11 protein-coding genes and 2 pseudogenes are annotated in these 10,288 nt (G+C 37.9%); 11 read left to right on the top strand and 2 right to left on the bottom strand.

Features of this window, described 5'->3' with window-relative positions; translation table 11 throughout:
* The first annotated feature begins 117 nt into the window (after positions 1-117).
* From HED67_RS01575 to HED67_RS01560, 4 genes are all read left to right on the top strand, one after another.
* Positions 118-720: a Type 1 glutamine amidotransferase-like domain-containing protein gene (locus tag HED67_RS01575; protein WP_007888235.1), complete on the top strand. Its 603-nt coding sequence runs from the start codon at positions 118-120 to the stop codon at positions 718-720.
* Positions 721-792: 72 nt separating this feature from the next.
* On the top strand, positions 793-1,116 hold the full coding sequence (locus HED67_RS01570) for a hypothetical protein (RefSeq protein ID WP_004613237.1): 324 nt from the start codon (positions 793-795) through the stop codon (positions 1,114-1,116).
* Between the two features lie 142 nt (positions 1,117-1,258).
* Positions 1,259-1,948 carry a class I SAM-dependent methyltransferase gene (locus HED67_RS01565; RefSeq protein ID WP_221717323.1) on the top strand — a complete coding sequence of 230 codons (690 nt, stop codon included), beginning with the start codon at positions 1,259-1,261 and terminating at the stop codon, positions 1,946-1,948.
* A gap of 37 nt (positions 1,949-1,985) precedes the next feature.
* Complete coding sequence (locus HED67_RS01560) at positions 1,986-2,480, top strand: HD domain-containing protein (protein WP_221717322.1); 495 nt, start codon at positions 1,986-1,988, stop codon at positions 2,478-2,480.
* Between the two features lie 203 nt (positions 2,481-2,683).
* Here HED67_RS01560 and HED67_RS17505 read toward each other — a convergent pair.
* Positions 2,684-2,959 (bottom strand): annotated as a pseudogene (locus HED67_RS17505) (helix-turn-helix domain-containing protein); the annotation flags it as partial.
* Between HED67_RS17505 and HED67_RS17180 the strand changes: the two are divergent.
* The 7 genes from HED67_RS17180 to HED67_RS01525 all read left to right on the top strand — a co-directional run bounded on the left by HED67_RS17180 (position 2,947) and on the right by HED67_RS01525 (position 10,089).
* Entirely contained in the window at positions 2,947-3,078 is a 132-nt protein-coding gene (locus HED67_RS17180) for a hypothetical protein (protein ID WP_260702772.1), read from the top strand. The pseudogene HED67_RS17505 and the gene HED67_RS17180 overlap by 13 nt on opposite strands.
* A gap of 364 nt (positions 3,079-3,442) precedes the next feature.
* Positions 3,443-4,636, top strand: a complete 1,194-nt coding sequence (locus HED67_RS01550) for an ATP-binding protein (protein WP_221717321.1) — start codon at positions 3,443-3,445, stop codon at positions 4,634-4,636.
* 84 nt (positions 4,637-4,720) lie between these two features.
* Positions 4,721-5,410 (top strand): response regulator transcription factor, encoded by a 690-nt coding sequence (locus tag HED67_RS01545; RefSeq protein ID WP_008120506.1) that lies wholly within the window; start codon positions 4,721-4,723, stop codon positions 5,408-5,410.
* A complete protein-coding gene (locus HED67_RS01540; protein WP_221717320.1) occupies positions 5,386-6,651 on the top strand; it encodes a sensor histidine kinase in 1,266 nt (421 codons plus the stop codon). The genes HED67_RS01545 and HED67_RS01540 overlap by 25 nt, the downstream gene beginning before the upstream one ends.
* Positions 6,652-6,764: 113 nt before the next feature.
* Positions 6,765-7,439 (top strand): ABC transporter ATP-binding protein, encoded by a 675-nt coding sequence (locus HED67_RS01535; protein ID WP_221717319.1) that lies wholly within the window; start codon positions 6,765-6,767, stop codon positions 7,437-7,439.
* A complete protein-coding gene (locus tag HED67_RS01530; protein ID WP_221717318.1) occupies positions 7,436-9,865 on the top strand; it encodes an ABC transporter permease in 2,430 nt (809 codons plus the stop codon). Before HED67_RS01535 ends, HED67_RS01530 begins: the two co-directional genes overlap by 4 nt.
* 77 nt (positions 9,866-9,942) lie before the next feature.
* Positions 9,943-10,089, top strand: a complete 147-nt coding sequence (locus tag HED67_RS01525; RefSeq protein ID WP_215689801.1) for a hypothetical protein — start codon at positions 9,943-9,945, stop codon at positions 10,087-10,089.
* A gap of 106 nt (positions 10,090-10,195) precedes the next feature.
* On the opposite strand, the pseudogene HED67_RS17500 reads toward HED67_RS01525, so the two are convergent.
* Positions 10,196-10,288 (bottom strand): annotated as a pseudogene (locus HED67_RS17500) (cupin domain-containing protein); the annotation flags it as partial.

Here is a 10,288-nt window from a genome sequence, read left to right as displayed (position 1 = left end):
CCAATTGTTAATTCACTTGCTGACTTTGGTAACTACTATAAATCACTTATTGAACAGAATTAAGTACGTTAGTATTTAAAAAGCTCGAACAATCGAAATTTATAAAGGAGAATATTGATGAAATTATTTTTATGTTCGCACTTTTCAAGTGTAGGAAGTCTGATAAAGGAAGAAATTGAAAATAAGAAAGTCGCATTTATTCCAACAGCTTCACTGCGTGAAGGCTACACCGGTTATGTCGGCTCGGCTCGAAAATTATTCAAAAAGTTGGGAGCGATCGTAACTGAAATTGATATTTCAACGGAGGCTTATTCAACGATACAGTCTGTTTTTGAAGAAGCAGATGTGATATATTTTACCGGCGGAAATTCTTTCTTTCTTATGGACCAGCTCCGTAAAACGGGAACTGATGGACTGCTGAAAAAGGAATTGGCAAATGGAAAATTGATGATCGGCGAGTCGGCAGGCGCAATTATATGCGCTCCAAGCATCCAATATATCGAGCAAATGGATGAAAAGCCGGAGGACTACTCACAAGAAGATGATGCAGGGATTGATTTGATTGATTTCTATGTTCTTCCGCATTATCTTACAGCACCATTTAAGAAAGTTACCGAGAAAATAATGACTGAGTTTTCGGATTTGAATCTATGCCCAATTAACAACCGTCAGGGAATTGTAATTGATGGTGAAGATTCAAAGGTTATTTGCAAAGACTAATTTGAAAATTCAAGTTTGTATGGGAATTTATCAGAAAATGAGGAATAGTTGAAATTGAGGCGCTATAATAACATGAAGATTGAAGGGAACCAGAAAGAACTGGATGCAATGGTAGAATTTCATAAGGGAAACCGTGTCGAGGGGCTGAGACTGCAAGAAGAATTTGCAGCGGAATTTCGTAAGGAGTATAAAGACAAAGATCACTGTCCTTGCTTGAAAGCCTGTCGTTATCACGGAAACTGTAAGGAATGTGTAGCAATCCACAGAGCGCATCAGGAACATGTTCCTAATTGTATGCGACCATTGATTAATAAAAAATTGAAATTGATGTCAGAATTAACAGAGCATACCTTGGCAAATGAAATAGAAGCTCCACATGAGATTTTAAGAAAATAGGCAAGTCAAATTCCCGTTTATTGGGAAGTCGCAGAGAACGAAAAATCGGAAGTTTACAGCGAGGTGAAAGAGGTTGAATTATGTAGAATATGGAAAAGAAAACAAATATGATGATAATATATTTTTTCAAAAATACAGTCAAATGAGTCGCTCACAGCAGGGACTAGCCGGTGCAGGAGAATGGGAAACATTGAGAAAGCTGCTGCCGGATTTTAAAGATAAGCGTGTGCTTGATTTAGGATGCGGCTATGGATGGCACTGTATTTATGCGATGGAACACGGAGCGTCTTCTGTTGTAGGTGTTGATATTTCTCATAAAATGCTCGAGGTAGCCAAAGAAAAAACACATTTTCCACAGGTTGAATATAAATGCTGTGCTATAGAAGATGTGGAATTCCCAGAGGAGAGTTTTGATGTAATATTAAGTTCACTTGCGTTTCACTATGTAGCAGATTATGAGATTTTAGTAAAAAAGATATATAGAATACTGAAGTCTGGTGGTAAGCTAGTTTTTACGGTTGAACATCCTGTTTTTACTGCCTATGGAACACAAGACTGGCATTATAACGAAAAAGGAGAAATACTGCATTTTCCGGTGGATAATTATTATTATGAGGGCAAACGGACAGCTGTGTTTTTGGGAGAAAAGGTTACAAAATATCATAGAACACTGACCACATATCTAAATACACTGCTTTCAAATGGTTTTATAATAAATCATATTGTGGAGCCGCAGCCGCCGGAATACATGATGGATATTCCGGGGATGCGGGATGAAATGCGCCGTCCCATGATGCTGATTGTATCGGCGAACAAAAAAGTGGATAGATAGAACTAAAACACCTATAAGGTATAAATGGAGGTAATTTATGTTTAAAGAAAAAATTATTATAGAGATGAAAGAAGTATTCAAAGAAATTCCTTTTGGCATAAAGCATACTCTCAAAGTTTTGAAAAATGCAGAAGATATAATGAAAGGAGAAAATATCGGAGAGGAAGAAAAAGAATTCATCAGTATTATTGCTATACTACATGATATTGGTGCGGTTGAAGCACAAAAAAAATACGGTTCTATTGATGGTGTCTATCAAGAAAAGGAAGGACCAGAAGTAGCGAAAGAAATATTAAAAAAGGTAGGCTATAACAAAAATATTGATAGAATATGCTTTATAATAGGCAACCATCATACTCCATCTAAAATTGATGGACTTGATTTTCAAATACAATGGGAAGCTGATTTGCTTGAAAATTTAACGGTTATGGATAAAGAAAAAGAACAGGAAAAGATAAAAAAGTGTATAGATGAAAACTTTAAAACAAACACAGGAAAAAGGATAGCTTATAATCGCTTTATTTTAGATTAGTAGTAGATTATTACAGTTATGTATTTTATATCGCAAAGAAAAAATAGTAGTTAAGTTTAACCCTATCCATATTGCATGAAATTACTTTGTACGGTTATTTTCTTTCCAGTGATATTGATTGGAATGGTAGTAGGCGGATTAATGTATATAGCTTTTCCGCTATTGATTATTGGTGGAATTATCGGACTTGTAACGTCACATTCATAAAAAGTCAGAGCGTCTATGGCTAAAGAAATTTCATCCAGTTTTTTACTGATAAAAGCAAAATCCCTCATCTCATCATCGCTGATCTTGCCATCACGGACGATTTGGATCAGCCGACTGGTAAGAGGGGTGATTTCATTTAGAACGGCAATGGTTTCCAGGATGATATTTGACAAGTCAGTTACTTCTACTTCTGGAACATAGCGGTGGCCTATTTCACATTTGTGTGAGCAGTAATAATTGCAGAGATCTGGTCTCTTATATGCATCAGACATACGAGTATGATGGCCAGAAATATCATGATGTGACATATTTGGGTGAATTTGAAGATGATGAAGGTTCTCACAATGACTTAGAATTATTAGATTACAGATTGCGGCATTTTAAGAAATAGTACGTCTCATAGGCTCAGATTAGGAACCATTCCATCTGGGCCTTTTGCTATAGATTACATAAAAAAGCAGGGATTTTTATGCCCTACCTATTGATATACACTGTAACCATCAAAGAAGATTAAATCATAAAATTCAAAGAAATGGAGGAGTTGGCGGAGTACCCGGCAGAGGTTAGAATCCTATGATACAGATAAGCAGTCTGTTCCTTAGTGACTTCCCATAAGCATTTACCAAAAAATGAATAATTTTAAAAAAGTGGGAATAGAATAATGACAGAAGGCATAGAGTGTGATAATATCAGTTTATAAAATGTATTACCGAAAAATAAAAATTATTTAAAAAGTGGGAATAGGAGATGATTGCATGCAGCTTATTGTAAGAAAAGAGTATTTAAATGAATTGATTGAATTGTATGGGACACCGGATATAAAAGTAATTACGGGCATCAGACGAAGCGGTAAATCGGTATTGCTGCAAGAGTTTGTCTCTTACCTGAAGTCATTAGAGGAAGCGGTAAATATTGTTATGATAAACCTTCAGGAATTAGAGTTTGATCATTTATTGGAATATCATGCATTGCATAAGTATATCCTGGATCAGCACAAAGAGGGAATGACTAATGTTTTACTGATTGATGAGGTTCAGTTGTGCCCGCAGTTTGAACTTGCAATTAATAGTATTTATACAAAAGGAATTTATGATATTTATATTACCGGTTCAAACGCATTTTTGTTAAGTTCAGATTTGGCAACACTTTTTACCGGAAGAACGATGGAAATAAAAGTATATCCATTTTCTTTTGCGGAATATCTAACTTATTATGGAATTACAGACAGGTATGATGAAGCATTTGATCAGTATGTACGCACCGGTGGTATGCCGGGATCTTATGTATATAAGACTGAGGACAGACAGTATGATTACGTTAGAGATGTGTATTCAACCATTCTTATCAGGGATTTGGTTGAAAAGTATAAGATAAGAAATAAATCAGAGTTCACCAACATATCTGAATTCATGATGGATAACATCGGTAATTTACTTTCGCCTAATAATATCAGCAAAACTTTAAAAAATGACCAGAGCGAGATAACCAGAAAGACGGTGTCAAAATACATTGGTTATTTAGAAAATGCATTTCTGTTCTATGAGGCAAAACGGTATGATTTAAAAGGAAAAAAATATCTGGCAAATAATAGTAAATATTATCTTTGTGATACATCATTTCGTTATGCAGTCAATGGTACACGAAACATGGACTTTGAAAGAGTTTATGAAAATATTGTTTATCTGGAGTTGCGTAGGAGAGGATATGAGGTATATGTGGGAAAACTTTATAAAAAGGAAGTGGATTTTGTAGCTAAAAAACGTGAGGCTCAAATATATATTCAGGTAAGCGACAATATTTCAGATGAAAAAACATTTGAAAGAGAATACTCGCCTTTGCTTGCAATAAGAGATGCATATCCTAAGATGATAATTGCAAGAACACACCATGAAACTTATGATTACAAAGGAGTGCAAGTGGTTGATATCTGTAGATGGTTACGAGGATAGTACAAATTATTGTTCAAGGTGTGTTTTTTGATATAATTTGTGAAAGAAAATGTTGATTATAGAATAAAGAGAGGTGCATATGCTATGCCAGGTATACTCGTGGTTGAAGATGATGAAAATTTAAATCGTGGAATTACATTCTCACTGAAAAAATCCGGATATGAGGTTTTTTCAGCAGAATCAGTGAAAAAAGCGAAAAGAATTGCAAGTGATAATAATGTGGATGTTACCATTTGTGATGTGAATCTTCCGGATGGGAATGGACTGGAATTTGTAAGGTGGATGAGATGCAATTATAATACATACATTATTTGTCTTACAGCACTAGATCAGGAGATGGATCAGGTCATGGGATATGAAGCAGGGGCAGATGATTATATTACAAAGCCGTTTAGTCTTTCGGTACTTCTTTTGAAAATAGAAGCACATTTCCGCCGCAGACAGGAGAAAACGGAAGCCGGAAAGATGATTTCGGGAGATATCGTATTTATCGCAGGAGAAATGAAAGTCCTGATAAAGAGTCGTGAAATCAGTCTGACAAAAACGGAGTTGAAAATGCTGACTTTTTTTCTTCAGAATCCGAAACAGATTCTTTCAAAAACACAAATATTGGAAAATGTGTTTGATCTGGAAGGGGATTTTGTGGATGAAAATACAATCGCTGTCAATATCAGAAGACTCCGTGAGAAAATCGAAGACAATCCGGCTGCACCGGTCTATATAAAGAATATCAGAGGTCTTGGGTATATATGGAATCAGGAGGTAAGGCAGTGACAAAGAGATATCACAGGAAACTCACATCAGCTTTGTCTTTGGTATTGCCGGCCATATTAGTGTTTGCAATATTAAATTGCTTTACCACGTATGTGTTTTATGAAGATTATAAATATAAAATGAATCTTATGACAGAGATTGCTGCAAAGGAAGAATTTTCCGGGCTGGATGCTGTTTCGGAATTGCTTAAGGATAAGGATATTGAAACTAACGAACAGGGAAGGCGATTATTGGAGCAATATGGATACTGGGGAAATAAAGGGAATGCATTTTATATGCAATTCCAGCATCAGGTTATGGTGACCGGTGCTGTAAGCACTGTGATATGCGTGCTTCTTTTGACTTTTTTACTTTATTGGAAGAAAAAAGAAGATGCGTGTCATCAGAAAATATTAGACCAGTTGGAAGAAATTCTGATCAGATTCCGTGAAAATAAATTTGATGATTTACTGAAAACGGAAAATCATGCAGAACTGGAAAAATTGAATGACCAGCTTGAAGCAATCGGACATCATATTCAGTTGATAAAGGAAGAAGCAAGGGCAGAAAAGGAGAACACGAAAGAAATGGTTTCTGATATTTCTCACCAGTTAAAGACACCGGTTGCAGCTTTGGATACATGTTTTAGTGTGCTGATGCAGAATGACTTAAGTGCCACAGAACAGGAGGAGTTTCGTATCCGTTGTCGGAGTGCTCTGGATGGACTGGAGACATTATTGCAGTCGCTTCTTGAAATATCCAAGATGGAAACTGGACTGATTCAGATTAATAAGAAAAAACTTCCGCTTATGGATACTGTCATATCTGCTGTGAACCGCACTTATCCTAAAGCGGATGAGAAAGAAATTGAATTCGTTTTTGACTATGAAAAAGAGCTGGAAACATGCACGATTATGCAGGATAAAAGGTGGCTTGGTGAAGCTGTGATCAACGTTCTGGATAATGCGGTCAAGTACAGTCCGTGTGGTTCAAAAATATTTATCCGGTTACAAAAAAGAAACGATCTTGTAAGAATGGAAATTGAGGATCAGGGAATTGGTATTCCGCAGAATGAGTATCACAAAATTTTTCAACGATTTTACAGAGGAAGTTCCAAGGAGGTCATGGAAAAGAGTGGTACAGGAATCGGACTTTTTCTATCGAGAGAAATTATCGAAAAACACGCAGGTACGATTACGGTAACCTCCGGTAAAAAGAAAAAAGGAAGCACGTTTGTGATTCAATTACCATATGTTGGTTAAATTTTAAGTGAGCAGAAATCTTACAATTCTGTAAGACTTCTGCTCGTTTTTTGAAAGTGAAATGAAAGATTGCCCTGATACAATTTGGATGTAGGATGAAAAGGAGGCAACACATGAGTGTGATATTAGAAACCAAGCAGCTTTGTAAGTTTTATGGCGCAGGTGAGAATCAGGTCAAAGCGGTTAATCAGGTGGACATTCAGATTGAGCAGGGAGAATTTGTCGCAATTGTCGGAAAGTCAGGTTCCGGTAAAAGTACATTACTTCATATGCTTGGAGGGCTAGACACCCCGACAAAAGGCAGTGTTACTTTAGCAGGGAAAGATTTATACAGGATGAAGGAAGATGCCCTCGCTGTTTTCCGCAGAAGAAAAATCGGATTTGTTTTTCAGGCATTTAATCTGGTTTCATCTGTTAATGTCTGGGAAAATATTGTACTGCCACTGGGGCTGGATGGAAGAAAAGTGGATGAAGCGTATGTAAATGATATCATTGTAACTCTGGGGATTGAAAACCGGATTTATAATCTGCCAAATCAGTTATCCGGAGGACAGCAGCAGAGAGTAGCAATTGCAAGAGCACTGGTGAATCGTCCGGAAATTATATTTGCAGATGAGCCGACAGGAAATCTTGATTCTAAGACCAGTGATGAGGTAATCGCTCTGCTTAAGATGACAGCAAAAAAATATGGACAGACAATTGTAATGATTACCCATGATGACGAAATTGCACAGGTCGCTGACCGTATTCTGGTGATTGAGGACGGACAGGTGGTGGATTTCAGATGAAGACAATAAGCAGGATTGCATATAGCAATGACAAAAGGAACAGGACAAGAAGTATACTGATCATGATGGCAATCTGTCTGACCACGATGCTGCTTGTTATCATCAGTACTGTGGGAAATGGGGTAATTCATTTACAGAAAAGTCAGGCGGCAAGCTCATACGGAAGCAACTACGGCCTGTTTATCGCCGCAGATGGTACGCAATTAAAAGAAGTGGAACGCAGAGCTGAGATATCTGATATCGGCATCATGTGTACGGAGGGCATCCTGAAAGGAAATGAAAATGGCGGCTTTGTCAGTGCGGATGAAACGGTCAGGAAAATGCTTCCCTATAATCAGGAATATGTGTTGAAGGAAGGTACCTATCCGGAAAAGGCGCAGGAAATTGCCGCAGGACGCGCTTTCTTTGATGCAGTGGGATACCATGATGTAAAGGTCGGAGACACCGTAACATTGGAGTACCGTTCCGGCATGCAGTCGGAATACGCACCGGTGGAATTTACTGTCAGCGGGATTTTATATGACCGGGATGAATATACCATGGAGGCTTCCTATGTTGTATTCGGTTCGCAGGATTTTTATAATGAGCGTGTTGCGGAGGGTGACAGGCAATATAATATCTATTTTACCCTGAGCGATTCTGCAAATGTATCTATGAATAATGTTGCGCCTGTTATAAAAGAAATCGCGGATTCCTGCGGCATTGACCAGAAAAACGTGATCATCAATGACCTCTACCTGCAGTGGGTATTGCAGCCGAGCTATGAAATGATTGTGGTTTGTGGAACCCTGATCCTCGGAATCGTGCTGTTTTCCGTTGTGGTCATTTATAATATCTTCCAGGTCGGGATTGCCCAGAAGGTTCAGGAGTACGGAAAAATCAAGGCGCTGGGTGCAACCAGAAAGCAGATGAAGCAGTTGATCTTTCGTGAGGGCATTCTTCTGGCGGTTCCTTCGATACCGCTGGGGCTGCTGTTTGGTTTCCTGATTGCAAAAGTCAGCTTCAACTGGCTGGTGGAGCAGGGAAATCTGGTATCGTCCGGAATCAAGAACCATCAGGTGCCTCTGTTTTCACTGACAATTATGCTCATCTGCATTTTTGTATCGTTTCTTACGGTCGTTTTGGCTCTGCGCAAACCCATGAAAATTGTTTCACGGATTTCACCCATCGAAGCGACACGGTATCTTGACGGCTCAAAAACGCAAAAACAGGGCAGACGAAAAGGCAGAAAAGATGTCACCGTTTTCTCCATGGCAATGGCAAATGTGACAGGCAATCCGAAAAGAACCATTGCTACGATTCTTACCATGGGGCTTTCCTGTGTATTGTTTGTAATTATCTCTAATTATGTGGGAAATATTGACACGGAGCATGAAGCACGTCTTTCCGTTAATCATGGACAATTTGAACTGCAGCTTGACTATTCTGCTGAGTATGATGAAAGATATCCGGAGAATAATCTGGATACGATTCTGACGGATGATCCATTGAATGATTCGCTGATTGAAGAAATCAAAAGCATTCCGGGAGTAACAGATGTCATGACGAGAGAGATTGTCTCTGTAAATCTGAACGGAACAAGATTTCCGGCTGATATTGTGAGTAAAAATGATTTTGATTTTATGCGCCAAGACGGGGATATTGGATCTATGGACTATGATCAGGCGGTAAAGAATGGTGAAATTTTCTTTGGCTGGTCAACGTGGATGGAACAAGATGGATATGCTCCGGGTGAATCCATTGCATTTGACTTTGAGAATGGAAGTGGAACCTATACCTATCAGGGAAAGATTGCAGGATCTTTTGTAAGTGCGGACACTTATCTTGTCATTCCGGAAGGTGTATATCGTTCCATGAATCCGAGAGGAACAGCCTATGGCTATCTGTGGGTGGACTGTGATAAAAAAGATGTGGCATCTGTAGAACAAAGTCTGAATACTTTGATTTCTAATACTTCGCATATAAAAATGGATACTTATCATGCGCAGTTACAATCTGCCGAATTTGCAAGCAGCATGATGAAGCTTGGCTGTTATCTGTTTATGGCTATTGTAGGACTCATCGGGTTTATGAATATGGCGAATACCATGATCATGAATATTACGACAAAAAAGCAGGAATATGGTATATTACAGGCTGTGGGTATGACAAATAAACAATTAAATTTATGTCTGCAGTTACAGGGACTGATTTTTACGGTTGGCACCATATGCGTAGCTTTGATCATTGGTCTGCCGCTCGGCTATGCACTTTTTTCCTATGCAAAACATAATGGAATATTTGGAATGAATGTCTATCATGTTCCAATTACACCAATTCTTGCTATGATTTTGCTGGTTGGTCTGTTGCAGATTGTACTTTCCTGCGTTTTAAGCAGTAATCTGAAAAAGGAAACGCTGGTAGAAAGAATAAGGTATGATGGATAGCAAGTAATATGTAATGAACTAGGTCTTAACGAAGAGGAGAAATAGATAACTTCTAGTTTGTAACGAAGGTATTTGCGATGAAAGGAATTAAGATTGAGTTATTGGGGATTGCAATAATACCTTTAGGAATTGCTGTGACAACAAATAATTTTTGGGGATATGTCCTAGGTGTTCTTGGATTTGGCGTCGCTGTAATTGACTGTTTTCTAAAAGATAATCACTGATAACTTCTTGTTTGAAAAATTGAGAAAACGTAATATTGAACAAAAAAGAAATGCACAGTTCTTAGCTTATCGTGAACTGTGCATTTGTGTAAATAAATACTTTTAATTAGCCGATTACGGCATCCTCTGCTGTAAAATGTTCCAGAGAATTTTCTTTTACCTGAATGCAGATATAAGTAATTCCAGAAATATCGGATGC

Source organism: Pseudocoprococcus catus (assembly GCF_019734885.1).
In the GTDB taxonomy this organism is placed as follows: Bacteria; Bacillota; Clostridia; order Lachnospirales; family Lachnospiraceae; genus Coprococcus_A; species Coprococcus_A catus.
This window is presented reverse-complemented; position numbering and strand designations above follow the sequence as displayed.